This is a genomic window from Bacillus sp. AFS037270, assembly GCF_002585305.1.
This window is the reverse complement of the sequence record NZ_NUNF01000019.1, coordinates 157,439-183,079: the sequence shown is the minus strand read 5'-3', so window position 1 is coordinate 183,079 and position 25,641 is coordinate 157,439. Positions and strand designations below refer to the sequence as shown.

The 25,641-nt window shown below is 37.9% G+C and carries 20 protein-coding genes; 15 read left to right on the top strand and 5 right to left on the bottom strand.

Annotated elements, in window-relative coordinates:
- Positions 1-52 precede the first annotated feature (52 nt).
- The 3 genes from COD92_RS10295 (at position 53) to mgrA (ending at position 4,492) form a co-directional block, all read left to right on the top strand.
- Positions 53-1,465 carry a glycoside hydrolase family 1 protein gene (locus COD92_RS10295; protein ID WP_098530844.1) on the top strand — a complete coding sequence of 471 codons (1,413 nt, stop codon included), beginning with the start codon at positions 53-55 and terminating at the stop codon, positions 1,463-1,465.
- Positions 1,466-1,572: 107 nt separating this feature from the next.
- The gene (locus tag COD92_RS10290; protein ID WP_176550422.1) at positions 1,573-3,012 is read left to right on the top strand and encodes an SWIM zinc finger family protein; all 1,440 of its coding nucleotides are present in this window, start codon (positions 1,573-1,575) and stop codon (positions 3,010-3,012) included.
- Between the two features lie 487 nt (positions 3,013-3,499).
- Entirely contained in the window at positions 3,500-4,492 is a 993-nt protein-coding gene (gene mgrA / locus COD92_RS10285) for an L-glyceraldehyde 3-phosphate reductase (RefSeq protein ID WP_098530842.1), read from the top strand.
- 35 nt (positions 4,493-4,527) lie between these two features.
- On the opposite strand, the gene COD92_RS10280 is transcribed toward mgrA, so the two are convergent.
- Both COD92_RS10280 and COD92_RS10275 read right to left on the bottom strand, forming a co-directional pair.
- Complete coding sequence (locus COD92_RS10280) at positions 4,528-4,842, bottom strand: DMT family transporter (RefSeq protein ID WP_098530841.1); 315 nt, start codon at positions 4,840-4,842, stop codon at positions 4,528-4,530.
- A 2-nt stretch (positions 4,843-4,844) separates the two neighbouring features.
- Entirely contained in the window at positions 4,845-5,192 is a 348-nt protein-coding gene (locus COD92_RS10275) for a DMT family transporter (protein WP_098530840.1), read from the bottom strand.
- Between the two features lie 166 nt (positions 5,193-5,358).
- Between COD92_RS10275 and COD92_RS10270 the strand changes: the two genes are divergently transcribed.
- Complete coding sequence (locus tag COD92_RS10270; RefSeq protein WP_098996283.1) at positions 5,359-5,751, top strand: globin domain-containing protein; 393 nt, start codon at positions 5,359-5,361, stop codon at positions 5,749-5,751.
- Positions 5,752-5,799: 48 nt separating this feature from the next.
- On the opposite strand, the gene COD92_RS10265 is transcribed toward COD92_RS10270, so the two are convergent.
- The 3 genes from COD92_RS10265 to COD92_RS10255 all read right to left on the bottom strand — a co-directional run bounded on the left by COD92_RS10265 (position 5,800) and on the right by COD92_RS10255 (position 9,043).
- Positions 5,800-7,098 carry an ABC transporter substrate-binding protein gene (locus tag COD92_RS10265; protein WP_098996267.1) on the bottom strand — a complete coding sequence of 433 codons (1,299 nt, stop codon included), beginning with the start codon at positions 7,096-7,098 and terminating at the stop codon, positions 5,800-5,802.
- A 158-nt stretch (positions 7,099-7,256) separates the two neighbouring features.
- Positions 7,257-8,084 (bottom strand): carbohydrate ABC transporter permease, encoded by an 828-nt coding sequence (locus COD92_RS10260; RefSeq protein ID WP_098530838.1) that lies wholly within the window; start codon positions 8,082-8,084, stop codon positions 7,257-7,259.
- On the bottom strand, positions 8,084-9,043 hold the full coding sequence (locus COD92_RS10255) for a carbohydrate ABC transporter permease (RefSeq protein ID WP_098530837.1): 960 nt from the start codon (positions 9,041-9,043) through the stop codon (positions 8,084-8,086). The genes COD92_RS10260 and COD92_RS10255 overlap by 1 nt, the downstream gene beginning before the upstream one ends.
- Positions 9,044-9,261: 218 nt before the next feature.
- Here COD92_RS10255 and COD92_RS10250 point away from each other — a divergent pair, with 218 nt between their 5' ends.
- The 11 genes from COD92_RS10250 to COD92_RS10200 all read left to right on the top strand — a co-directional run bounded on the left by COD92_RS10250 (position 9,262) and on the right by COD92_RS10200 (position 25,637).
- A complete protein-coding gene (locus COD92_RS10250; protein WP_098996266.1) occupies positions 9,262-11,082 on the top strand; it encodes a cache domain-containing sensor histidine kinase in 1,821 nt (606 codons plus the stop codon).
- Entirely contained in the window at positions 11,079-12,668 is a 1,590-nt protein-coding gene (locus COD92_RS10245; protein ID WP_098530835.1) for a response regulator transcription factor, read from the top strand. The genes COD92_RS10250 and COD92_RS10245 overlap by 4 nt, the downstream gene beginning before the upstream one ends.
- A gap of 228 nt (positions 12,669-12,896) precedes the next feature.
- Positions 12,897-13,919, top strand: a complete 1,023-nt coding sequence (locus COD92_RS10240; protein WP_098996265.1) for a LacI family DNA-binding transcriptional regulator — start codon at positions 12,897-12,899, stop codon at positions 13,917-13,919.
- 192 nt (positions 13,920-14,111) lie between these two features.
- On the top strand, positions 14,112-15,338 hold the full coding sequence (locus COD92_RS10235; protein WP_098996264.1) for an ABC transporter substrate-binding protein: 1,227 nt from the start codon (positions 14,112-14,114) through the stop codon (positions 15,336-15,338).
- Between the two features lie 162 nt (positions 15,339-15,500).
- Positions 15,501-16,337, top strand: a complete 837-nt coding sequence (locus tag COD92_RS10230; protein ID WP_255295269.1) for a carbohydrate ABC transporter permease — start codon at positions 15,501-15,503, stop codon at positions 16,335-16,337.
- Entirely contained in the window at positions 16,337-17,158 is an 822-nt protein-coding gene (locus COD92_RS10225; RefSeq protein ID WP_098530831.1) for a carbohydrate ABC transporter permease, read from the top strand. Before COD92_RS10230 ends, COD92_RS10225 begins: the two co-directional genes overlap by 1 nt.
- A gap of 22 nt (positions 17,159-17,180) precedes the next feature.
- Positions 17,181-19,382: an alpha-galactosidase gene (locus COD92_RS10220; RefSeq protein ID WP_098996262.1), complete on the top strand. Its 2,202-nt coding sequence runs from the start codon at positions 17,181-17,183 to the stop codon at positions 19,380-19,382.
- A 377-nt stretch (positions 19,383-19,759) separates the two neighbouring features.
- Positions 19,760-21,556, top strand: a complete 1,797-nt coding sequence (locus tag COD92_RS10215; protein ID WP_098996261.1) for a sensor histidine kinase — start codon at positions 19,760-19,762, stop codon at positions 21,554-21,556.
- Complete coding sequence (locus COD92_RS10210; protein WP_255286666.1) at positions 21,531-23,123, top strand: response regulator transcription factor; 1,593 nt, start codon at positions 21,531-21,533, stop codon at positions 23,121-23,123. Before COD92_RS10215 ends, COD92_RS10210 begins: the two co-directional genes overlap by 26 nt.
- A gap of 37 nt (positions 23,124-23,160) precedes the next feature.
- Positions 23,161-24,492, top strand: coding sequence for an ABC transporter substrate-binding protein (locus COD92_RS10205; protein ID WP_098996260.1), 1,332 nt, complete (start codon positions 23,161-23,163; stop codon positions 24,490-24,492).
- Positions 24,493-24,710: 218 nt separating this feature from the next.
- Complete coding sequence (locus COD92_RS10200) at positions 24,711-25,637, top strand: ABC transporter permease (RefSeq protein ID WP_306418557.1); 927 nt, start codon at positions 24,711-24,713, stop codon at positions 25,635-25,637.
- The last annotated feature ends 4 nt before the right edge of the window (positions 25,638-25,641 follow it).

Below are 25,641 nucleotides of genomic sequence, written 5' to 3'. Positions count from 1 at the left end.
ATTGGCTTCCGGCTTTCCTTTTTTAAAATAAACTCAAATGGAGGTTTTCAATATGAAACATAACAAACTTAAACCATTCCCAGCGAACTTTTTCTGGGGCGGTTCCACATCAGCCTATCAAATTGAAGGGGCTTGGAATGAAGATGGGAAAGGTCCATCTGTTATTGATATGGCGAAATATCCTGAAGGCACAACCGATTTTAAAGTAGCCAGCGACCACTATCATCATTACAAAGAAGACATTGCATTATTGGCCGAAATGGGATATAAGGCCTATCGCTTTTCGATTGCTTGGACAAGACTCTATCCAAATGGTTCTGGAGAACTGAATCAAAAGGGAATTGAGTTTTACAATAATTTAATCAATGAAATCATCTCACATGGTATCGAACCAATTGTTACGATGTACCATTTTGACTTACCATATGCCCTTCAGCAAAAAGGCGGCTGGTCAAATCGGGAAACAATTGATGCCTTTGAAGTTTATGCTCAAACCTTATTTGAAAACTTCGGTGACCGGGTAAACTATTGGTTAACGATAAACGAACAAAATATGATGATCCTGCATGGTGATGCAATTGGAACCGTTGACCCTAACTTAGAAAATCCTAAAAAGGAATTATATCAGCAAAACCACCACATGCTTGTGGCGCAGGCAAAGGCAATGAATTTGTGTCATCAAATGCTGCCAAATGCAAAAATTGGACCGGCACCGAATATTGTATCCATCTATCCTGCTAGCTCAACGCCAGAAGATATTATGGCTGCTCATAATTATTCCGCCATCCGCAACTGGCTTTACTTAGATATGGCTGTTTTTGGCCGCTATAATACAACTGCATGGAATTACTTTGAAGAAAAAGGCTATGTTCCAACCATACTAGATGGAGATATGGAAGTTTTAGCTAGTGCGAAACCTGACTTTATTGCTTTTAACTACTATACTTCTCAAACGGTTGCGGCAAGTGAGGGGGATGGTTCTGATGTAGGTCATACAGGAGACCAGCATATTACCGTCGGAGAGCCTGGTGTCTATAAAGGAGCAACCAATCCGAATCTGAAAAAGAATGAATTTGGCTGGGAAATTGATCCGGTTGGCTTTAGAAACACATTAAGAGAAATCTATGACCGCTATAACCTTCCGCTTATTATTACCGAAAATGGTTTAGGAGCATTCGATAAGCTAGAAGAGGGCGATGTAGTAAATGACCCTTACCGTATTGAATTCTTAAGAAAGCATATTGAGCAAATGCAGCTAGCAATCACTGATGGTGTTGAGGTATTTGGATTCTGCCCATGGTCGGCGATTGACCTTATCAGTACCCATCAAGGCTGCAGCAAGCGCTATGGCTTTATCTTTGTTAACCGTGATGAGTTTGATTTAAAAGATTTACGCCGCATTCGTAAGCAAAGCTTTTATTGGTATAAAGAGCTTATTGCTACAAACGGTGAAAAATTAAATTAATTGAAGAAGAGTTTGTCCTGAGATAGGACAAGCTCTTTTTTTAAAAGAAGGTATCATGGTTTGGAAAATGGTAGAATAATAGATAATTTATTCTTAGGGGCGTGTGTGTGAAACTAACTAATTTTGAGCAGTGGATTGAAGATAAAGTACTCGAACGCGGCCAAGGTTATTTTAAAAAAGGAAAAATTCTAGATCTTACTACCTCAGATGACATTCAATATAAAGCACTAGTAGATGGTTCGGAAGATTATCACGTTAATATATATATAAATGGTGATGTCGTAGTCAATGCTTATTGTGATTGTCCGTATGACTTGAACAAATATTGTAAGCATAAGGCAGCTGTTCTTTATGCATTAAGAGACAAAAGGCCAGAAAAGCATGATTTAGCGATAGTAGAGGAACAGGAGAAAAAAAGTGTAAATTCAATCCTTCAAAGCCAAAACAAAGCGGATTTAATTAACGTTATTCTTGATTTAACTGAGGAGTTTCCAGATATAGAAAAAAGATTGATATTTAAGTTTAGTCCTGATAAAGAAGAAATATCCTCTGCCAAAAAACTAATTCAGGAATATATTAGTGGGGCAAAAAGAAAAGGATTTATTGATTGGCGTCACATTGGGCAGGCCCTAAAAGGGGTGGATTTAACACTGGAAAAGGCACAGGGAAAACTAGATATAGGGGATACTCAAAATGCGGCATTATTGTCCCTCGCAGTCTTATCTCCTGTTGTAAAAATGCTCCAGCATGCGGATGATTCCGATGGCTCTGCCGGCAGCATCATCAATTGGGCTCTCAGAATAACGGAAAAGGCCGTTTCAGCCAGTGTAAAGCTCCTGCCTGAAAAGGAGCAAAAGAAACTTTTTGAAGCCATCTTAAAAGAATCGCAGAAAGCTGTATATGATGACTGGAGTGACTGGCGCTACGACCTCTTAAGGATTAGTACCTATTATTCGCATCATGATGAATTGAGAAAAAAGTTAGAAAATCAATTCGATATCCTCTTAGAGCAAGCCGGATCTTCTTGGAATGCCAGATATGACTTAAAAGAAGTGAAACTCTTACAGCTTGAAATGATTGAAAAATGTGATGGGTTCGCAGCCAAGAAGTTTATTTATGAAAATATCCATTTTAGTGAATTTCGAAAAAGAGCCATTGTAATGGAGTTGGATTCAGGAGACTATAAAAAAGTGATTCAGCTTTGTTTAGAAGGGGAGGCAGCGGATCAGGCATATCCTGGTCTTGTGGAAGATTGGAAAGAATACCGCTATCAGGCATATGAAATACTTGGGGATATTGAGAAGCAAAAGGAGTTAGCTAGAGAGCTTTTATATAAAAATGAATTTAAATACTATCAAAAGTTAAAAGAGTTATATCCCGTAATCGAATGGGAAGCGGTTTTGCGAGAAATTGTTGAGGAATTTCGCAAGGATAAATACCAGCCTTCAGCCTATGTTTCGATTTTAATACAGGGAGATTTGAAAGCTGAGCTATTGTGTTATTGTCAGGACCATATGCTGGTAATTACGAAATATTTCCCGTATTAAATTAAGGATTATTTTAAAGAAGTAACAGACGTCTTTATCCAATATATCCATCAATCAGCAGATGAAGCGACAGATCGAAAAAAATATCGTAAGGTGTGTGACTTAATAAAGACCTATAAAAAGGCCTGTGGGACAATACCTTCCTATCAGCTAATTACAGAGCTAGGAGATAAACATAAAAAAAGACCGGCATTTTTGGAAGAATTATCAAGAATAAGGTAGGAAGAATCAGGAATGGCAAAATCTATTTTTCACTGGCAACTGCTTATGACTTAAGTTTTCGGAGATTGATGAAAGTGTCCTTCAAAGACTTTTAGATATATTTGAATTCATCGGTGTAAAAACAATCTTCGGAAATATTCATGATTTGTCTATTGCCAAACGACATTAACTGTTTTTTTGCTGTTCCAAGTCTCCATCCTTTTAAAATTACCCCCCAGTCTATTATAATGATGGAAGGGTTTACATAAGGAGAGAGGGGATTACTATGGTTTATCAAGCTGCAGACAATCGCTACGAAACTATGAAATACAATCGAACCGGACGCTCAGGATTATTGCTTCCCGCCGTATCTTTAGGCCTTTGGCATAACTTTGGAGGCGTCGATACATACGAAAACGGCAGAGCTATGCTAAGGAGGTCCTTTGATTTAGGAATCACCCACTTCGACTTAGCTAATAACTATGGCCCGCCAGCAGGCTCAGCGGAAGAAATGTTTGGCCGAATGCTAAAATCAGACTTCGCTCCATATCGTGATGAAATGGTGATTTCAACAAAAGCTGGCTACTATATGTGGCCGGGTCCATATGGTGATTGGGGCTCAAGGAAGTACTTAATCTCAAGTTTAGACCAAAGTCTAAAACGAATGGGACTTGAGTATGTTGATATTTTTTATTCACACCGTCCTGATCCGAATACACCTTTAGAGGAGACCATGATGGCATTAGATTCCATTGTGCGTCAAGGAAAAGCACTATATGTCGGAATTTCTAATTATAGTGCCGAACAAACTGCTGAAGCAATTAAAATCTTGAAGCAGCTAGGTACACCGCTGCTTATCCATCAACCAGTATATTCGATGTTTAACAGATGGATTGAGGATGGCCTTCAGGATGTTTTACAAGAAAATGGAGTGGGCTCGATTGCCTTTAGTCCATTAGCGCAAGGCCTGTTAACGAACAAATACCTAACGGGAATTCCAGCAGACTCCCGAGCTGCAAGTCCAACAGGATTCTTGCAAAAAGAACATGTCACCCCGGAAGTACTTGAACAAGTACGCAAATTAAACGAAATAGCTGTTGAACGTGGTCAAAGCTTATCGCAGATGGCCCTTTCATGGGTATTACGCGGCGGCAAAGTGACAACCGTTCTAATCGGTGCGAGCCGAGTCAGTCAAATTGAAGAAAATGTTGCGGCATTGAACAACCTCGACTTTACGGACGAAGAACTGGCAAGAATTGAAGATATCCTAAATAGCTAAAAAAAATCTGTCAGCGGCTGCTGACAGATTTTTTTTTAGGAAAGAGCATTTAATCCGATAACACCAATAATAATCAATACTACACTAAAGATACGTCCAGCGCTTTTCGATTCTCCTAACAGAAACATATTAATGAAAACAGCCCCAGCAGTTCCAATTCCAACCCAAACGGCATAGGCGATACTCAGTTGAAGAAACTGAAATGATCCATATAAAAATGCAAGCGAAGCCCCGAATCCGCCAATATAAACGATTCCATTACGGACATTCTTTTGCTGACTATACAATTTTAAACCAACAGCACCGGTAACCTCACTGGCAGCAGCTAACAAAACGAATAACCAGCCCATGGTTATGCAGCACCTTTCATGGCGACTTTTTCTTCCTTATTATCGGAAAGATTTAAACCAATTACACCAATAATGATAACGGCGATAAAAAGGGTTTCACCCAGGCTGATACTGCCGCCAAAAAGGAATACATCCATTAATACCGTTCCAATCGTACCGATTCCAGCAAAAATAGCATAAACCGTACCTGTGGGGATGGTTTCACAAGCTTTCGGAAGGATATGATAATCCCATAAAATCACAGCTATAACCACTGCCCACTGCCACCACGTATGGGCAGTATTAAACCCGTAAACCCAGATCCATTCAAACACACAAGTTAAAACAACATAAAACCATGCTTTATTCATCGTTTACACCTCTTAGGAGAAAACCATTATTATTTTAGAATACCACAACAAAGTGCAATTAAGACTTGGTAACTACCTAAAAAAGTGATTTAAATCACTAAACTCGGTCCCTTTTTTCTTTATTATTGTTTAAATAGGGGAAACTTAAAAGTGGATGGTGAGAGAGATGGATTACGATTTTAAATCATTATATAGTGAAATTGGCGGACAGGAAACCATTGATAAGCTGGTGGATGCTTTTTATCCGCGTGTTTATGCTGATCCAATCCTGGCCCCGCTTTTTCAAGGAGATATGGAAGAAATCAAAAGAAAACAGCGAATGTTCCTACCGCAATTTTTAGGAGGTCCAGCTCTTTATAGTCAAGAATTCGGTCCCCCGGCGATGAGAGCGCGGCACCTGCCTTTTGAGGTAACGCCAACCAGGGCTCGGCATTGGCTGCAATGTATGAAGGAAGCCTTTCAGGAAATAGGTCTTGATCAGAATCCTGCAGGAATAGCCTTTTATGAGAGATTAACGCAAGTAGCCGGAATCATGGTAAACACACCGGACAGTGAATAAAATAAAGGCTCTTCTCACAGCGAGAAGAGCCTTTTTAGATTTATAATCTTATTTTTTTAATTTAGCCCATGTTGCGTCAAGAGCCTTCATTGTTTCCGCTTTAGATTTTTGGCCGCCAACATATGCTTGTAGTGTTGCACCAAATTCTTGTCCAGCGCCATCAGGATACTTCATGAACTGCCAAGAATAAGTTTTTCCATCTTGAGAATACTTTTGAAGGTCAGCACCTAAAGGTCCAATATCCTCTGCTTTTGCTTCAATTGTTTTAAAGGCAGGAACATATTTGAAATCTTTAACTAATGCTGTCTTACCTTCTTCAGAAGATACCATCCAATTCAAGAAATCTTTTGCAGCTTTTTTGTCTGCATTAGGTGCTTTGTTATATACAACCCAGTTGGTAGGTACGTCAACCATTAGTTTATCTGCTTGCGCAGCATCATCTGTAAGTGCTAAAGGAATAAAGCCAACTTCCATACCAGGATTTAATTTATCCAGCATTGGTTGAATCCAGTTCCCTTGTTGAATCATGGCAGTTTCGCCATTAGCAAATTGTGTTACTTCTGTATTGTAGTCAGTAGTTAATGGATTTTTGTTACCGTATTTAACTGTTAAATCAACAAGCTTAAAGTAGTCTTCAAAATATTTATTGCCTTCGATTTTTGATTTTCCTTCATTTAAACCAGGAATAAAGTTTTCGTCATCTGCTTGTTGGTAAGCAAATGGTACGTTAAGACCATGGTTTGCTAATACCCACCATTCTGCATAGCCAATTGAGAAAGGTGTAATACCGGCAGCTTTAAGCTTTTTCGCTGCAGATTCTAACTCTGAATAGGTTTTTGGAAGTTCTGTAATACCAGCTTTTTTAAATAATTTCTTATTATAAGCAAAACCGTATCCTTCCATGTTTACCGGCTGGCCATAAATTTTTCCGTCCATTGTCATTGGTTTTAAGGCATCTTCATAAGCATCTTTTACCCAAGGCTGATCAGATAAATCTTCAAACTTATCCTTCCAAGTGATCGCTTCTTGATATCCGCCATTTCCGAAGATATCAGGTGCTTTGTTTGAAGCGAATTTTGCTTTAAGGGCTGCAGCACCATCAGCGCCGCCTCCGACTGATTCGATATTAAAAGTAACGTTTGGATGTTCTTTTGTATATTTATCTGTTAACGCTTTCAACTGATCTGCAATTTCAACCTTACCGTTAAAGATATCAACAACGACTTTACCTTCTTTGCTGCCGCTGTCTTTTTTCGTACCAGATGCACTGTCACTGTTGCCGCAAGCTCCTAAAAGAAGTGAAGCTGATAAAATCCCCGCTGCGATTGAATATTTTTTAAATGCCATTTGTTTTCCCTCCTGAAATTATATATCTAATTTATATATCCCTGCCGTCAATATCTTACTGCCAGCAGGGTTGACCCCTAGTGGAAGTTGTCTAGCTGCAGCGCCTAGGAAAAAATGAACTACTTTTTTCCCTGATCAAGGCGCCGCCGCTTTTCGATTTACTTAATGGAACCGCTCGTGATCCCCTTGATAATGTGTTTCTGCATTGAAAAGAAGAATATTAACAAAGGTATGATACCAAGAACAAGTCCTGCTAAAGCTAAATCCCATTGCTTGGTGTACTGACCAAAGAAGGAGAATGTCGCTAATGGAATGGTCTTTAATTCTGGATCCTGAAGGACCAGTGATGGTAATAAGTAGTCATTCCATATCCACAAGCTGTTTAGGATGACAATGGTTACAGTGATTGGTTTTAATAATGGGAAAACAATTCTCCAAAACACTCCAAACCGTGTACATCCATCGATTATTGCTGCCTCTTCAAGTTCTACCGGGATCCCTTTAATGAACCCGTGATATAAGAAGATCGTCATTCCGGATCCAAAACCTAAGTACATGATAACAAGACCCCAGATACTGTTAAGTAATCCAAAGTTACCGGCCGTTTTAATGAGCGGAATCATAATGGATTGAAACGGAATAATCATGGCTGCAACGAAAGTCATGAAAATCACATTACTGATTTTCTTTTTCGTTCTAACAAGCATATACGCTGCCATCGAACAAAAAACAACCAGAACAACGTTACTAATCGCTGTGATAATTATAGAATTTGTAAATACCTTTAGATAGTTCAATTTTTCAAAGGCATTCACATAGTTGTCGAGCATAAATGTTTTTGGTAAAGCAGATGTGTTCATTAGAATCTCTGCAAAGGGTTTTAAAGAGTTTGATATCAGATAATAAAATGGGACTAAAAAGACAAGACCAAGTAAGATGGCAAAGATTTCACCAATAAATGTTTTTCCTGTATACCTGTTTCCCATTATGATTCAACCTCCCTCTTCTTAGAAATTGTTACTTGAAGGATGGTAATTGCTGCAACCACAATGAAGAAAATTAATGCCTTTGCTTCACCGATACCATAGCGGTTGTTAACAAATGCTTCCGTATAAATGTTAAGTGCTAACATTTCTGTCGATTTAAACGGTCCGCCGCCAGTTAGCGACAGGTTTGCATCAAAAATCTTAAATGATGATGCAGTTGTTAAAAATAAACAGACGGTAACGGCCGGAGCTACTAATGGCATTGTAATATGGCGAAGAATCTGCCATCTGTTCGCTCCATCGATTTTAGCTGCTTCAATTAATTCTTGTGGAACATTTTGCAAGGCGGCAATATAAATAATCATAATGTAGCCTGCTCCTTGCCATACACTGACAATTACAATACCCCAGAATGCGGTATTAGCATCCCCTAACCAAGGTAATTCGAAAAAAGGAATATGCGTTAGCTGTCCAAGTGAAGCGAAGCCTTTTACAAAAATGAACTGCCAGATAAAGCCTAGTAAAAGACCGCCCACCATGTTTGGCATGAAGAAAACGGTTCGTAATATATTCCTTGTTTTTAACATTTGTGTCACTAGAATGGCTAATCCAAAACCAATCACATTTGTTAAAACGATCGCTACAACGGTATATTTAGTTGTAAGGATAAAGGAATCTTGAAATTGCTTGTCCTCAGTAAATAGGTACTTAAAGTTATCAAGACCGACCCATTTAATATCACCTGTAATTCCGTTCCAATCGGTAAAGGCGTAATAAATACCCGTAAAGAAGGGAATTAGGACAATGATAGTAAACGCTAAGAATACTGGACCGACAAATAGGGTGAATAACCCTGCATCTTTTAGCTTCTTCTTTTTGTTTAAAGAAGCTGACTCTGAAATTTTTATACTGGCTTTGCCAGGTAATGCTGAACTTTCTAACTCACTTTGATTATTCACTGACTGCACCTCCCATAACTCCATTTTAGGGATTTTGAAAAATTATGAAACGGCTTACATTGACCAGTAGGGTGGAAAATATTGAACAGTCCAAATTGCCATATTAAAATAGACACCATGTATTACGATGTTTTCTTATGATAAAATGGTGGGAAATTTAGTATCACTTAGAAAAGGGGGGAGGCTAGTTCAAGTCTTAGGGACTAGCCCAAGAGCTAATGCAATGGGGGATTCGAACTAAACTAATTATCACTTTAATGGCTGTCATCATACTCCCTTTTGGAATTGCGATTCCTATTACGTATTATCAAACGACAAAGTCAATAAATGACCGTTTTGTCTCTACGAATCATGATTTAATTGTTAAAGGGGAAGCAGAGCTAAGTACTTATTTAGAAGATGTCGCACAAATGTCGACTGTTTTGTATCGATATACACCATTTATGTCGGTAATGAGGGTTGGAATATCAGATAACCTAAGCAGTAATGAAGAAGAAGTGCGGAGGATGCTCGCCTATACCTTTAATTCCCGGCCGGAAGTTGAACAAATGCTGCTTTATATAAATAAAGGAAAAGATTCATATACCAACTATCACTCAAGAATTAGCGGCAGAGGGAAATACGAGAGTATCTTGTCCAATCCTTTCTATGCCGACTTAAGCCGGTCTCATGATTTTTCCGTAATTGAACCGCCTCATGAGATTTATAGTTACAATAACTTGTCGGTGATCCCTAATTCCGAGAAAGGTCAGGTTTTAAGTTTCCATACGATTATAAGAGATGTACCATTAGAGACTATTTTAGGTTTTGTATCTATAGATATTAATCTTTCTAAGATCAGAGATATTTCTGGAAGGTTATATACGGATGGGGTTGAAGACTTATACATAATGAATGAAAATGGGGTTGTCGTGTATTCTTCAAAAAACGACGAAATTGGAAAGGTTAATAAAGACGCTTGGTTTAAACAAATAAAGAAAGAACCAAAGGGAAATAAAAGTCTTGACTGGAAGGACGAAAGGTTTTCGGGCGTAATTGTCTACCAAAAGTTTTCTGATTCTTTTAAAAACTGGTACATTGTTAAAAGAATTCCTTATGATGTACTTTACCAAGGTGCGAGGCAGACTGTATTTACAAATATAATCATTGTAATTATTACACTTATTATCGTTTTATTTGCTACCATGTTCATCTCTCTGAGACTCACTGCTCCAATCAAAGTATTAATTGCTAATATGAAAAAAGTAGAAAAAGGTGTGTTTGAAGCGGATTTTGAGTCATTAGGGAATGATGAAATTGGGATGCTGGGCAGGCATTTTAAATTAATGATTTCAAAAATAAATGAATTAATTGAACGCGAATATAAACTAGAGATTGAAAATAAATCTTCCCAGTTAAGGGTTCTCCAATCACAAATAAATCCGCATTTTCTTTATAATGCGTTTCAGTCGATTGGAACGCTTGCATTAAAATTGAAGGCAGTCCAGGTGTATTCGTTATTAAACTCATTATCGAATATCATGCGTTACAGCATGAATATGAATGATGATATTGTCCCATTTTTAGCAGAGGTAAACCATGTTAAATCCTATCTTAATTTACAAAAGCAAAGATTTGATGAGCAGTTTGAGTTTGAATTAAATATTGAAAAAAGTGTAGAAGAGGTACTAGTACCGAAAATGATCTTACAGCCGATTGTTGAAAATTGCTTTAAACATGGCTTTGATCAGCAGCTAGAAAAAGCAACGATTGTGATTACAGCAAGAGGGGAACATGACCATCATTTATGCATTTCTATTAAAGATAACGGGGTTGGTGTTAATGATCACGACCTTGAACAACTTCGCCGAGAATTGTCCGACGGCGGGAGTGACGTAAATCAGAAGAGCGCTGGTATTGGATTAAAAAATATTTATGACCGCTTAAGGATTTATTATAGTAATCAGGTAGAAATGGATGTTTACAGCAGCGAAGAAGGCGGATTTACTGTTACGATAATTATTCCAAGAGATATTCATAATGAGGTGGTACATCCATGAAAGTCTTAATCGTCGATGATGAAAAACACGTTCGTGAGGGAATTAATCTGCTCGGAGAATGGGAACAGAATGGGATAACGGAGATTTATGAGGCTAGTAACGGTGAGGAGGCAATCCAGCTTATTCGAACTCTTCGTCCGGAAATCATTTTTTCTGATATGAAAATGCCCAAGATGGATGGTACACAGCTGTTAGAGTGGATTAAAGAAAATCAGCCAACAAGTAAAACGATTGTCGTGACTGGTTACGATGATTACCACTATATGCGTAAAGCCATTCATTTCGGCAGTTCAGACTATTTATTAAAGCCGGTTGATCCGGAAATATTAAACCAAACGCTGGCAAAAGTGGTGAAGGAGTGGAGAAACGAGGAAGAGGAGCGGAATAGCAAAACGACCAGCTATCAATTAATAAATGAAATGAAGCCAGTTTACCGGGATCGAAAATTAACCCAATTATTAAATAGTGATAATCTGAAGGAAGAATTGTATGAGGAATTTGGTTTTTCTAAAGCGCAAAAATATCTCGTCGCACTTGTTCGGATCAATAGAAAGGCAATCGAGGCTTTTCGGGGAGACCGGGACCTAACCTATTTTACACTCTTGAACGTCATGAATGAAATTTTACAGGAAAAAGAATGTGGAATAGCCTTTCGCTACCTTGCGAATAAAGGTGAAATCGTCATTGTTTTTTGGAATCAGTTTACTCAAATAGAAGAACTGCTGGGACGCATCTATAAAGCAATTTTGAATATCATAAATGTTTCTTGTCATATTGCGGTTGGGATAGAGGTGGATAAAAGGAACAAATTAATGAATTCTTATCAGCATGCAAAGGAAGTTTTATTAAACAGTAATATATTGGATGATGCAAAAAGCAAGGTCTACCGTCAAGATGTAATTCAATCGCAGGTATTAAAAAACTTATTTGTGTATTCTTCTGAAATTGAATTGGCTATTCAAGCGGGGGAAATAAGGGCTTTTGAAGATTTGATTAGTAAAATTGCAAAAGATTACACGGAGGGCCATTACTTATCATGGGCCCAGCTGCTGCAGCTTGAAAATGAGTACCTGGTCATCAGTAATCGATGGTTTGAACATTTTCATATCACAGCAAAGATTTCGAAGCATATTGAGTACAGAGTTGATCCATTTTTCGATCAAAACGGTACATTCCAGCTGCAGGATTATATAGGTCGAACTATCCGCGAAGTTTCTATTTTTCTGAGGAAAATTAAGCGAAAGACTGTTCAGAAAAGCAATAATGTCATCTATGAGATAGAGAAATATTTGGAAGCAAATTTTGATCGTGATGTTAAGCTGCAAGAGATATCAAACCATTTTTATATAAGCAGGGAATATATTTCGCGGAAATTTAAGCAGGAGTTTAACGTTAATATTTCTGATTATATTGTTAAAATCCGAATAGAAAGGGCTAAAGCATTATTGAAAAATAGTGAGCTAAAAATCTATGAAATTGCCAACATGGTCGGTTACCAGGACGACAAGTATTTTCGAAAGGTATTTAAAAAGGTGGAAGGCGTAACACCCAATGAGTTTCGGGAATTACATATTATTCAGAAATGAGCAGATTATAAATAGTAAATGGGAGTTAACATAACCGTTATTTTAGTTATGTTAACTCTCTTTTTGTTAGTTAATAAAACGTAAATATAACTAAATTACAGGTAAATTTTATAAAAATAAATAATTTACTAAAAAATAAAGTAAAAAGTATTGAATGAAAGCGCATCCTCTGATATATTGAGGATATAAAATTTAGTTAAGTTAACTAAATGGATTGATGGTGAAAAAATGACAACGATAAAAGATATTGCCGATCAGGCAAATGTATCGACGGCAACAGTTTCCCGGATCTTAAATAATGATCCCACACTTTCCGTATCTGATGATACGAGAAAACGGGTGATTGAAATCGTCAATGAGTTAAATTATAAACCATTGCGAAAAAAGAGTGGGAAAACGGATAAACCTAATGAGAATTTTAATATTGGCGTCATCATGTTAAATGATGAAACGATTGATCCATACTTTCAGTCGATCCGCCTTGGTGTAGAAAGTACCTGTAATCAATATTCTCTAACAATCGCTACGACGATGATGGTAGGAAAAAGCAACATTACAGCAGAAAGCTTGAGCGGACTGGATGGGCTGATTGTTCTGGGAGATGTTGATATCGGGGATTTAAAAGAAATTTACTATGAAAATAACCATATCGTCGCGGTGGACTATTTGCCTCAAGATTCACATGTGGATGTGGTAATTTCAGATTTTGAAGGAGCAACTCAAAAAGTTCTAGATCATTTGCTTGAACTTGGTCATACGGACATCGCTTATCTAGGCGGAAGAGGAATGGTATTTGGGGTAAGCCGCCAAAAGTCGAAGGAAAAAGAAGATACTAGAAAAATGACCTTTGAAAAAGTGATGAAAGAAAAAGGGCTGTACACCCCAGACAAAGTCTTAATTGACGAGTGGGGGCCAACAAGCGGATATACATTAACCAAACAATTAATTGATAACGGGCAGCCGCCAAGTGCAATTATAGTCGGCAGTGATCCAATGGCATTGGGTGTGCTTCGCGCCTTACATGAGGCCAACGTCAAAGTACCTGACGAAGTTTCAGTGTTCAGTTTTGATGATATCGAAGCAGCGGCCTTTATGAATCCCCCCCTCTCAACCGTAAAAGTATATGGAGATGAAATGGGGAAAACAGCAGTAAAGCTACTATATGATCGTTTGAAGGGAAGAACAATCCCGCTGAAGGTGACTATTCCAACGGAACTTGTTTTACGTGATAGTGTAAGCGTTAAAAAATAATAAAAGTACTAACGGCGGTTAGGTCATTTCTTGGCCGATAGGAAAGTATAACTTTCCTATCAGGCATAAGTGCAACTACGCCTCTGTCTTCGCCCTTAGGGGCTAGCCAATCGGCGAGTTTTCGAATAACCGCTCGCCAATCCTTTTGTTAGTTTGAAAATAAAAAACTATTAAAATCATGGAGGGTTTTCTATGAAAAAATCAATCTCATTAGTAGCTACTGGTATGATTGCACTTTCTGTTCTAGCAGGCTGTGGAAGTAAAGATGAGGCTTCAGGTGGTTCAAATGGCAAGGTGAAAATTGAGTTTTTCCAGTATAAATCAGAGGCAAAAGGTACGTTTGATGAACTGATTAATAAGTTTGAAAAAGAAAATCCAACCATTGATGTCGTTCAGTCTCAGCCGCCTGATGCTATTACAGTATTAAAAACACGTGTTGCAAAACGAGACCTTCCAGATGTCATCGGAATGGGCGGGGATGTATCGTATGCAGAAATTTCAAAGGCGGGAGCCTTTAAAGATGTTTCAAAAGATAGTGCTTTAAATGATGTACAGCCTGCGTATGTTGGCATGTTAAAAGATATTTCAAAGCAAGAAAAAGTATATGGAATTCCATATGCAGCAAACGCCGATGCTGTTATTTATAATAAAACTATTTTTAAAGATTTAGGTATTGATGTACCGACAACATGGGATGAATTCATCGCTGCTGCGGAAAAAGTGAAGGCAGCTGGTAAAATTCCATTCTACTTTACTTTTAAAGATGCTTGGACAGCCCTTCCTGCTTACAATGTACTTGCAGCCAACACTCAAGGAGAAGACTTTTTTAAAGAGCTTGATAAGGGAAAAACTACATTTTTAAAAGGACATAAGGAAGCAACTGAAAAGCTATTAACCTTACTTAAATATGGTCATAAGGATCAGTTGGGTAAAGCATATAACGATGGGAACGTTGCATTTGCAAAAGGTGAATCTGCCATGTATCTTCAAGGGATTTGGGCAATTCCCGAAATTAAAAAAGCAAATCCTAATATTGATTTAGGCGTATTCCCTTACCCAATTAATGATTCAAAGGTTGTTTCAGGAGTGGATTTACTACTAGCTCAATCTGCAACTAGCAAGCACCCGAAAGAAGCCAAAAAGTTCATCGATTTTCTATTAAGTGATGAAAATATGAAAACATATCTAACAGAGCAAAATGCTTTTGCTGCTAAGAAAGGTGTCGTACAGGAAGCACCTGAACTAGAAGGTTTAAAAGCAAGCTTTGACAAGGGTAATGTCGTTGACTTTCCTGACCACTATGTACCAACAGCTGTTGCTCTTGACAAACAATTGCAAGTGTTAACACAGAAAAAGAATGTTGGAGAGTACTTGAAAACATTAGATAGTGAATGGGAAAAAGTAGCAGACCGTAAATAATAATTATGGAGAAATTGGGGACCCAATTTCTCCAGTTTTAAAAATAGGGAGTGAAAAGCAATGAGCAAAGAGGATATTGCCTTGAAAAATCCAACGGTTTCTTCCGCTAAAACAAAAGAAAAGAAGACCAAAATCAAACTTAAAAACGTCCCCTTTTATTTAATGACGATTCCTGCGTTTCTTCTTTTCCTCATTTTCCATACCTTCCCAGCCCTTCAGGGTATTTATTATTCGTTTACAAATTGGGACGGTTTAAGTTTTACGTATGACTTTGTCGGTTTGAAGAATTATTTGAACTTATTTAAAGATGGAAATATCCTGAACTCTTACTTATTTACTTTTAAATTTGCGATTGTCTCCACGATTCTTGTGAATGTATTGAGTCTTTTAATCGCAATGGGGCTCAATGCCAAGATTAAAGGTAAGAATTTTTTCAGGGCGGCTTATTTCCTTCCTAATGTCCTTGGTGTGCTAATCGTTGGTTTTATCTTTAACTTTATTTTTTCAAATGTAATCCCACAGTTAGGAGACAAACTGGATATTGGGTTTTTATCCACCAATATCTTGGGAAGTGAAAAATTTGCCTGGTTAGGTATCGTCATTGTAGCGGTTTGGCAGGCATGTGCCTTTAATGTCATTTTATACTTATCCGGCCTGCAAACCGTTCCAACTGAATTATATGAGGCATCAAGTCTTGATGGAGCGAATAAGTGGCAGGAATTTTGGAAAATTACTTTCCCAATGATCGCCCCATTCTTTACCATCAATATGGTACTTTCGATGAAGAACTTCTTAATGGTTTTTGACCAGGTTGTTGCCTTAACAGGAGGCGGTCCGGGAAGAACGACAGAATCGATTTCCCTTTTAATCTATAAAGGTGGATTTACAGGGGGAGAGTTTGCATACCAATCAGCAAACTCCGTAGTCTACTTTATTGTGATTGTTGTAATCTCTGTTTTTCAAATTAAGGTTCTCCAAAAAAGGGAGATGGATATGTAATGTTAAAACAAAAGACAAACTGGCCTGTTACGATATTAATTGCTTTAGGGTCTCTATTTATACTTATCCCTTTGTATATTGCGGTTTCGATTGCGTTAAAAACACCGGATGAAATGGCCAAATCGGTCTTTTCTCTTCCAACAGGGCTTCATTTTGAAAATTTTACCCGGGCCATCGAAGCAACTAACTTTTTTGCAGCATTCAAAAATAGTGCGGTCATAACTGTGGTTACAGTAGTTTTTACCATCTTGACAAACTCAATGGTTGCATATGCAATCGCAAGAAATATGCACAAGAAATTTTTCAAAGGACTCTATTACTATTTTGTTAGTGCTATGTTTATCCCGTTTCCAATTATTATGCTGCCACTGGTTAAACAGACTTCATTACTCAATATGGATAATCAAGGCGGACTGATCTTTTTATACATTGTCTATGGGGCGGCATTAAACATCTTTATTTATACAGGATATATTCGTTCAATTCCAAAGGAACTAGAGGAGGCAGCAATTGTCGATGGCTGCAGTACATGGGGAGTTTTTTGGAAAGTTATTTTTCCGCTGTTAACACCAATAAATGCTACAGTGGGAATTCTAACATGCTTATGGGCATGGAACGACTTTATGCTTCCATTAATTATTCTAAACGATCCAGCGGATGCTACTCTTCCATTAGTTCAGTATATTTTCCAGTCTCAGTTTGGTACGGACTTTAACTTAGCATTTGCATCATATCTATTAGCTCTATCACCGATGGTTATCGTCTACATCTTCGCACAAAAGTGGGTCATCGGCGGTGTGGTAAAGGGAGCTATCAAATAGCCGATTTAGGAGTTGGAGATTCATGGGAATTCATTTTTGTTCAAAAAATAAAACCTTTCACTTGCAGGCAAAGGATACAAGCTATGTTATGGAAATAGTCCGTGACGGCTATTTAGTCCACAATTATTGGGGGCGGAAAATTAGAAAGTATAGCCATTCAAATTTTCTGCAATCGTTAGACCGCGGTTTTTCCGGGAACCCTTATCCGCATAAAGAGGATCGGACCTTCTCCCTGGATACTCTTCCGCAAGAGTATCCACAGTACGGAAACACCGATTTTCGGAAGCCTGCCTATCAAATTCAGCTCGAAAATGGCTCAACGGTTACGGACTTGAAGTACCTATCCCATATCATTTTTAAAGGAAAAGCACCTTTAGAAGGGCTGCCAGCAACGTATGTAGAGAGTGAAGATGAGGCGGAAACGCTCGAAATTACGATGGAGGATTCACTTATCGGCTTAAAAGTAATCTTAAGTTATACTGTTTTCGAACAGTTTAATGTGATTACCCGTTCAGTCCGCTTCGTAAATGAGGGGGAAGAATCATTAAAGCTGTTAAGTGCATTAAGTGTGAGTGTCGATTTTCGAGATGCGGATTTTGAGTTTTTACATCTTCATGGTGCCCATGTAAAAGAAAGACATATCGAACGCCAGCCACTTCGCCATGGAATTCAGTTAGTTGAAAGTACGAGGGGGGCAAGCTCCCATCAGCATAATCCATTTATTGCTCTATTAAGAAAGGGTACAATGGAGGATACAGGCGAAGTTTATGCGTTTAACTTTGTGTATAGCGGAAATTTCTTGGCACAGGCGGAGGTAGACCAATTTAGCAATACCCGTGTCACGATGGGAATTAATCCGTTCGATTTCAGCTGGAAGCTGGAAGCGGGTGAGGTATTCCAAACACCGGAAGTAGTGATGGTCTATTCGGCCGAAGGTCTCGGCAATATGTCACGGACATTCCATGAGCTTTATCGTACCCGTTTGGTACGAGGAAGCTACCGCGATCAAGAGCGGCCGGTTTTAGTAAACAACTGGGAAGCAACTTATTTTGATTTTAATACTGAGAAGATCCTTGAGATTGCCAAGGCAGGAAGCGAATTAGGGATTGACTTATTCGTTTTGGATGATGGTTGGTTTGGAAAAAGAGATAATGATAAGTCTTCATTAGGGGATTGGTTTATTGATCATCAAAAGCTCCCTGAAGGATTAGATAATCTTGCGTTAAAAGTGAAGGATATGGGAATGGAGTTTGGACTCTGGTTTGAACCGGAAATGGTTTCAGTTGATAGTGATCTTTATCGCGAGCACCCAGATTGGTGCCTGCATGTTCCTGAACGGCTTCGGTCGGAGAGCCGCAACCAGCTTATTCTCGATTTTTCAAGAGAAGATGTTTGCAATGAAATTACCAAACGAGTTAGCGATATTTTAGCAACTGTTCCGATCTCTTATGTGAAATGGGACATGAATCGCCACATGACGGAAATCGGTTCGGCAGCCCTGCCTGCGGACAGGCAAAGGGAAACTGCGCATCGATATATGCTCGGCTTGTATAAAGTGATGGAAACAATTACGACTTCGTTCCCACATATTTTATTTGAGAGCTGCTCTGGCGGCGGGGGAAGATTTGATCCAGGGATGCTCTTCTATATGCCGCAGGTGTGGACTTCCGATAATACCGATGCAATCTCACGTTTGAAAATTCAATATGGTACGAGTCTTGTATATCCGATTGTTACTATGGGCTCCCATGTATCTGCGGTGCCGAACCATCAGGTGCATCGGAGCACTTCAATGGAGATGCGTGGTAATGTCGCGATGTCTGGAAATTTAGGGTATGAGCTAGACTTAACCAAGATAACAGGCGAGGAAAAAGAAATCGTCAAACAGCAGGTTGCTCACTATAAAGAAATTCGTAAATTAATCCAGTTTGGTGATTTTTACCGGCTGCAGAGCCCGTTCGAAGGAAATGAAACAGCTTGGCTTTTTACTACCAAGGACAAGTCTGAAGCCATTGTCTACTATTTCCGGGTATTAGCTGAACCAGCTGCACCAACAACTGTATTAAAGCTAAAGGGAATTGATGATACGAAACAATACCAAGTGATCGGTACTGATAAAGTATTTGGCGGGGATGAGCTGTCATATGTGGGTCTAAGTATACCAGCTAACATTCATGGGGATTTCCAAAGTTACGTTTGGCATTTAAAAGCGTGCAGTGAATAAGAGTCGTATCGAAAACGGTGAACAACAGAAGAAATGTTGTTCATCGTTTTTATGTAATGACCAACTTGTATAGGGAAATAAATCATCCTTAGGTGGTGGTAAGTTCTTGAGCACTTTTGTAAAAAAAAGAATTCGCCACCTGCTTTTTTGATATATTTTAAAATATTACTCCGTAGACCCAAAAGGATTGTTTTACCTTTTGGGTCACTTTTATTTTTTCAGTTAATAAAAAATATTAGGAGAAAAACTACTAATATAGCTATTAAATTACAATGGTATGATGAGAAAGGATATGTTAAATTGAATTAATAATAAAACTAGATTAGAAAAAATGCATAATACTGTAAGGGTTTACTTAAGCCTTCAGGGGGACTGATATGTTTTTTTCCTTACGTAATCGTTTATTTATCGTATTTACTTGTTTATTAACAATCCCGTTAATTATATTGTCCTTTATTATACCAAGCTGGTTTACATCCATCATTGAGGAACAGACACAGGAACTGACAGTGGAGGCTATGGACCAATATTCGCTTTTTATTGATTCCATCACAACGCAAGCGAAAGATTTAGGGAATCAGATACTCGTAAACCAAACGACACAAAAATGGATCAAACTAGAAAGCAAGAATGCCAATATATCCGATGGACAGAGACTTCTACAGAAGAATCAACTCAAAATGTTGTTATCGTCGATGATGGTAAACAATTCAAATGGCATGTCGATTTCAGTTGTTTTGAATGATGGCACAGGGACCTGGGGAAATATCTCAAACTTAAATCAAGTAGATTGGTATAAAGACTATTCTCAAAATAAACAGCGATATATTAAGTCGCATATTGATCCATTTCAGCCAACCCAAGGTAACATTAATAGCTATATTTTACCCCTCTTCGATATGAATACATTTGTTTCGTATGGAATGATTAAGGTGAATTTTCCTTCAGAATTGCTTGAAACATCGTTGAATAAAACCAAGATTGGAAAAAACGGACATGCTTATTTGATCAATCATAATGGCGAAAATATCCTGCCTGGAAAGATCCGAACCCCTAAAAAGGTTTTGAAACAAACCTTAATTAAATTAAGCGATGATAAAAATCAAAAGGGATTAGTCGAAACGGATGATCATGGAGAAAAATATTTAGTTTTTTATCAAAAGTTAGGGGTAGGCGATTGGATTTTAATTAGTGAAGTAACTAAGTCTGAATTATTCGCTAAGGTCACACGTTTACAACGGAACCTGCTGTTAACTAGTGCGATCGTGTTTTTAATAACGATTGTAGCTTCTTACATGATTTCTTCGAATATTGTTAGCCCCTTAGGTAAGTTGGCAAAAGCTATGAGGTATATAGAAAGTGGCGATTTTTCCGGTGCCAAACGCTTTATGCCGACAATAAAATCAGCTAATAATGAAGTGGGTTACCTAATAACCGTTTTTAATCAGACGATTGATCGGTTGAAGAATTTAATTGAAACCGAATATGAGGCAAATTTACGCCAAAAAGATGCGGAATATAAAGCCTTATTATTACAAATCAATCCACACTTTTTAAATAATACGCTTGAAATTATTGGTGGATTAGCTATGCAAGGAAAAAATAAACAAGTTATGGATGTAAGTATTCACTTAGGCCGAATGATGAGATATTCCTTGAACACGCACAGTGATGTAGTAAATTTGGGAGAAGAGTTAAAGTATATCCGCAGTTACACTGAAATATTAAAGCTAAGATATGAAGATGCTATATCAATTGAGATTGAAGAAGATTTAGAGACAAGAAGTCTTCCTATTATTAAATTTATTTTGCAGCCGCTCGTCGAGAATGCTGTGAAATATAGTTTTATTGAAAAGACATCCGCGGAAATTTTTATTAAAACCAAGCAAAGTAATCATTTGGTATTTATTGTTATTGAAGATAAGGGGATCGGAATGTCTGAAGAAGTGTTCTCCGATCTAATGAGTGTCCAGACGAAGAATGATATAAATAGTGTCCTTATGAGTAAAGGAAGCAGCATTGGACTAAGAAATGTACTAAGTCGTTTGAAACTTTACTATGGTCCAAATTTCTCGTATATGATTGAATCTGAAAGGAATGCAGGCACACGGATTACGTTATGCATCAATACAGATCGGGGTGATAGACATGTTGAAGGTGATCATCACAGATGACGAGATTCAAATTCGTAAAGGCTTACGAATGAAAGTGAACTGGGAAGAACAAGGGTTCCAAATAGCAGGAGAGGCGTCCAATGGGGAAGAAGCACTTGAATTGCTTCGGGATTTGAATATCGATGTGGTTATTACGGATATGAGGATGCCGATTATGGATGGAATTGAATTAGCGAAACGTTGTCAGCAAGAATTTCCGAACGTAATGGTAGTTGTTTTATCGGGTTATTCTGATTTTGAATATGTAAGAGGTTCATTGAAAGAAGGGGTTAAAGACTACTTGTTGAAACCTGTTGCCCCTGATGAATTAGTAGAGGTATTGAGTAAGATTCGTAAGGAAGTTGAAGAAGAGAAGCGGATCCAAGCGGAATCGGCTCGATTGCGCAGGCTTGTTCATTCTCAGCTTCAAGAAGTTCAAGAGCAATATTTACTCTACCTTGTTAAAGAGGAATGGCTAGAGCTAAACATGGTAACAGAGAGATTGCGCCAATTGCAGTTAGAAGATCTTGTAAATGATGACGGAGAAGTACAATTTGTTACGGTAGAAATAAGAGAGAAAGAATACAATCCGAATCGATTAAAGGAACTATGGCTTCCCTTTCAGATGTTATGTAAGGAAATTGCAAAAGATCATCCCAAAACATATTCGTTTTATGACCCTAGTTATGCAAATATGATTCACTTTTTACAGCTTCTCGATTCCGACAATAGAGACAGTCCTTCAAGGCTAGTAAAAGAAATACAACAGACGATTAAGAGACTCTTGAAATTAGAAACGGTTGTTGGAATTGGAAATGTGATTTGTGGAATTACAAATTTTAAGACAGGTTATATCTCTAGTTTACTTGCATGGAGTCAAAGTCAACTCGGCTCACAATCACAGGTATTGGATGGGTCGAATGTAAAAGAAGAAGTATTTGAGTTTTCACCTGAGATTGAAAGAAAGTTAACTAATGGAATTGAAAGTGTAAATTACGAGGCATTTAAAGAGAATATATACATTTTATTGGAAGGGGACCGAAACCTCTCGATTATGTCCTTTACCTTTGCTGCTAATCGTGTGTTGTTTTTGTTAGGCTCACTCGCAAGAAAATATAATATGGAAACAAACGATTTTCAAAAGGTAATGTGGAATTGTCAGCAAAGCATTTGGGAACTCAATTCGCAAACTAAAGTAATCGAGCATCTTCTTCAATTAGCGAAGCTAATTATCGAGAAGGTCCGTGTAGCGCGTTTTTCGAACGGAAAAGTTATCGTAGCTAGTGTTCAGCAATATTTGGAACAGCATTACGCAAGTGAAATTTCCCTTTCCATGCTATCGGAACTCTTCCATATCAATAGTGCACATTTATCCGAAACGTTTAAACATACTGTTGGACAGAATTTCAGCGATTATCTTGTTCAATTACGACTACAGAAGGCCCGACAGTTCCTGAAAGATAAACAGCTTAAAATAATTGATGTGGCAAACTTGACTGGCTTTTCTAACTCAGGGTATTTTAGTACCGTTTTTAAAAAGTATTTTGGACAAACCCCTGTTGAGTTCCGAAACTCACTAGATTCATAAGTTTGATTTTTTAGGGCAGGAAGGTGAGGGAATGTAGATGAAAAAATGGTTATCTTTGATAATTTTTTCCATTTTACTTATAAGTAGTTCCTTGTATGTGCTATCTTTCCTTGGTACATTCTCTAGCAGTGAAACAGAAAATGTTGAAAAACCAAATAAAACCAACCCAATCGTGCTAACCTTCTGGCGCAATAATGGAAATGCAGCAGAAAATAAAGCATATGAAAAATTAGTTTCTTCTTTCGAAGCAGTTTATCCTACTATTAAAGTTCATATGAAATCATTTCCTTATAGTGATTATGAAATAAGACTGCGAACCGAGCTTGCCACTGGAAACCCTCCGGATGTGCTGACAATTGACAGCCCGACCTTGGCGCTTTATGCCAATACAGGTTCATTATTATCACTCGATTCATATATGAGAAACGAGGGAAATATTGAGGATATTCCTGAATCGACATTAAAAGGAATGAGTTTTCAGGGGGCCATTTACTTGGCTCCTCTCGTTGAATCTAGTATTGCATTATTTTATAATAAGCGGCTTTTTAAAAACGCAGGCATACCTTTTCCTTCAGGCGATCCCAATAAGCCAATGACATGGGAAGAAGTGCTGCAGATTGCCAAAAAACTAACCTATCCTGAAAAGGGGGTGTATGGGATTGATCCAGCACAGGGCTTTAATGATGGTGAGTCTCCTGCTTATTTTAAAATGCCTCTCCTTTGGCAGTTTGGGGCGGACGCGCTAAGTCCAGATGGTACAACTGCAAGCGGGTATTTGGATTCAAAAGAGGCATTAAAAGCCCTGCAATTTTATCAAGATTTATATTATAAAGATAAAGTGGCCGGTTTTGAATTACCGCCAGACCCATTTATAACAGGGAAACTTGCGATGACTGTTCTTGGATCTTGGACATTGAAGGATCTGGAAAATAGTTCTGAATTTAAATTAGGTGAAGATTTTGGAGTTGCCCCTTTGCCAAAAGAGAAGTATCAAGTTGTTCCAAATGGAGGATGGGCCCTCGGTATTTCCTCCAAGACTAAATACTCAAAGGAAGCTTGGGAGTTTATCAAATATGTTACAAGTTATGAAGGGATAAAAATGTATGTGGAGGAAACCGGTGATATACCTGCTAGGTACTCTGTTGCTAAAGACTTTCCTGAATTTAATCAGTATCCTAAAAATATCTTTTTACAACAAGCACAAAGATTTTCTAAAAACCGCCCGGTTACCCCAGCTTATCCTGTGATCAGCGATGCCCTAAAGACCTTATTTGAAGAAGTTGGACTTGGCGGAAATGATGTAGGGGCTTCTGCAAAGGAAGCCGTGGAGAAAATTAACACTAGTTTAAAACAAATACAGAATCCATAAAAGGTAACCTCTAGTTCAAAACTAGAGGTTTTTTTATTTGTTAAATTTGTAACCGATTTCAAAGTGCCGAAAATATTAAACACCTTAAACCAAAAATATTGAAATATTCATAAGAGCCATTTTGTTAAAGTAAAGCCAGAAGAAGAAAATACCCCAGAGAGGAGGAAGCAATTGTGGAACAGATATACCAGAAAGTAGAGAATGGTCCAAACGAAGTAATGAAAGCAGAAGTGGGCACTAAAATGTCGAGGAATTTAAAGTATATGAAGAACAATTATCAATTATATCTCCTTGTTCTTCCAGCGTTAATCCTGCTTATTATTTTTAAATACGTACCCATGTATGGAGCCATTATTGCCTTCAAAGATTTTAATCCATTACAAGGAATCATGGGAAGTCCGTGGATTGGATGGGAAAATTTTGAGAAGTTCATGAGCACACCAGATTTTATGAATCTCTTAAAGAACACCCTAAAATTAAGTGCCTTTGGATTAATATTTGGCTTTCCTGTACCTATTATTCTAGCACTTATGATTCATCGAATTAAAAGAGTGGCCATTAAGAAAAATATTCAATTAGTCTTATATGCTCCAAATTTTATTTCAGTTGTTGTTGTAGTCGGGATTGTTTTTATTTTCCTATCTCCGGTTGGACCTATTAATCGATTCATCACTTTTTTGGGTGGAGACAGTATCTCCTTCATGACAGAACCTAGTTATTTCAGGACGATCTATATTATAAGTGATATTTGGCAATTTGCGGGCTGGGCATCGATTGTTTATTTAGCATCACTTTCCAATGTAAGCCAAGACTTAATTGATGCCGCGAAAATAGATGGAGCTAATATATTGCAGCAAATACGTCATATCGATTTGCCAACGATTAAACCGATTATGGTGATTCAATTTATTTTAGCTGCCGGAAACATCATGAGCCTTGGGTTTGAAAAAGCGTATTTATTGCAAACATCAATGAACCTTCCTACATCTGAAATATTGCCTACCTATGTTTATAAAATTGGCTTGCAGATGGGGGATTATGGTTACTCAACCGCAATTGGGCTTTTCAACGCCGTGATTAATGTCATCTTACTAATCAGCGTTAACCAAATCGTAAAACGGTTAAACGAAGGAGAAGGTATATAAATCT

What these genes read in the sequence shown, in the direction of transcription:
- COD92_RS10225 (WP_098530831.1), top strand. Translation starts at nt 16,337, where the DNA reads ATGTTAAAACAAAAGACAAACTGGCCTGTTACGATATTAATTGCTTTA.
- COD92_RS10250 (WP_098996266.1), top strand. Translation starts at nt 9,262, where the DNA reads ATGCAATGGGGGATTCGAACTAAACTAATTATCACTTTAATGGCTGTC.
- COD92_RS10205 (WP_098996260.1), top strand. Translation starts at nt 23,161, where the DNA reads ATGAAAAAATGGTTATCTTTGATAATTTTTTCCATTTTACTTATAAGT.
- COD92_RS10230 (WP_255295269.1), top strand. Translation starts at nt 15,501, where the DNA reads ATGACGATTCCTGCGTTTCTTCTTTTCCTCATTTTCCATACCTTCCCA.
- mgrA (WP_098530842.1), top strand. Translation starts at nt 3,500, where the DNA reads ATGGTTTATCAAGCTGCAGACAATCGCTACGAAACTATGAAATACAAT.
- COD92_RS10240 (WP_098996265.1), top strand. Translation starts at nt 12,897, where the DNA reads ATGACAACGATAAAAGATATTGCCGATCAGGCAAATGTATCGACGGCA.
- COD92_RS10260 (WP_098530838.1), bottom strand. Translation starts at nt 8,084, where the DNA reads ATGGGAAACAGGTATACAGGAAAAACATTTATTGGTGAAATCTTTGCC.
- COD92_RS10220 (WP_098996262.1), top strand. Translation starts at nt 17,181, where the DNA reads ATGGGAATTCATTTTTGTTCAAAAAATAAAACCTTTCACTTGCAGGCA.
- COD92_RS10265 (WP_098996267.1), bottom strand. Translation starts at nt 7,098, where the DNA reads ATGGCATTTAAAAAATATTCAATCGCAGCGGGGATTTTATCAGCTTCA.
- COD92_RS10200 (WP_306418557.1), top strand. Translation starts at nt 24,711, where the DNA reads ATGAAAGCAGAAGTGGGCACTAAAATGTCGAGGAATTTAAAGTATATG.
- COD92_RS10270 (WP_098996283.1), top strand. Translation starts at nt 5,359, where the DNA reads ATGGATTACGATTTTAAATCATTATATAGTGAAATTGGCGGACAGGAA.
- COD92_RS10275 (WP_098530840.1), bottom strand. Translation starts at nt 5,192, where the DNA reads ATGAATAAAGCATGGTTTTATGTTGTTTTAACTTGTGTGTTTGAATGG.
- COD92_RS10295 (WP_098530844.1), top strand. Translation starts at nt 53, where the DNA reads ATGAAACATAACAAACTTAAACCATTCCCAGCGAACTTTTTCTGGGGC.
- COD92_RS10280 (WP_098530841.1), bottom strand. Translation starts at nt 4,842, where the DNA reads ATGGGCTGGTTATTCGTTTTGTTAGCTGCTGCCAGTGAGGTTACCGGT.
- COD92_RS10210 (WP_255286666.1), top strand. Translation starts at nt 21,531, where the DNA reads ATGTTGAAGGTGATCATCACAGATGACGAGATTCAAATTCGTAAAGGC.
- COD92_RS10235 (WP_098996264.1), top strand. Translation starts at nt 14,112, where the DNA reads ATGAAAAAATCAATCTCATTAGTAGCTACTGGTATGATTGCACTTTCT.
- COD92_RS10215 (WP_098996261.1), top strand. Translation starts at nt 19,760, where the DNA reads ATGTTTTTTTCCTTACGTAATCGTTTATTTATCGTATTTACTTGTTTA.
- COD92_RS10245 (WP_098530835.1), top strand. Translation starts at nt 11,079, where the DNA reads ATGAAAGTCTTAATCGTCGATGATGAAAAACACGTTCGTGAGGGAATT.